We start from the raw sequence: 247 nt of genomic DNA on the forward strand, positions 1-247 counted from the left end.
CTGATAACAATCACTTTCATGTGGTGACTGGTTAATGCCTGTTCCCTTTCTAATGAAAATTCACGAATCATTTGAAGGACGGAATCCCCAGTTTGAGAAATATTAATATAAGATTTTTGTGAGGGGCCTGATTGTTTTGTGCTGGAACTTGCTACTTGTGGAGTGATGATTTGAAAGGTTGAGGTAATCAGGTCCTTTTTTGTATAACCCTCCCCTTTTTTGCTTAACTCTTTCTCAATTTTGGACT

1 protein-coding gene is annotated in these 247 nt (G+C 37.7%); it reads right to left on the minus strand.

Features of this window, described 5'->3' with window-relative positions:
• On the minus strand, positions 1-247 hold a 247-nt coding region (locus SB773_RS33815), incomplete at both ends, for a Ger(x)C family spore germination protein (protein ID WP_486304336.1).

It is taken from the genome of Bacillus sp. SIMBA_074, assembly GCF_046534555.1.
GTDB classification, from domain to species: Bacteria; Bacillota; Bacilli; order Bacillales; family Bacillaceae_G; genus Bacillus_A; species Bacillus_A mycoides.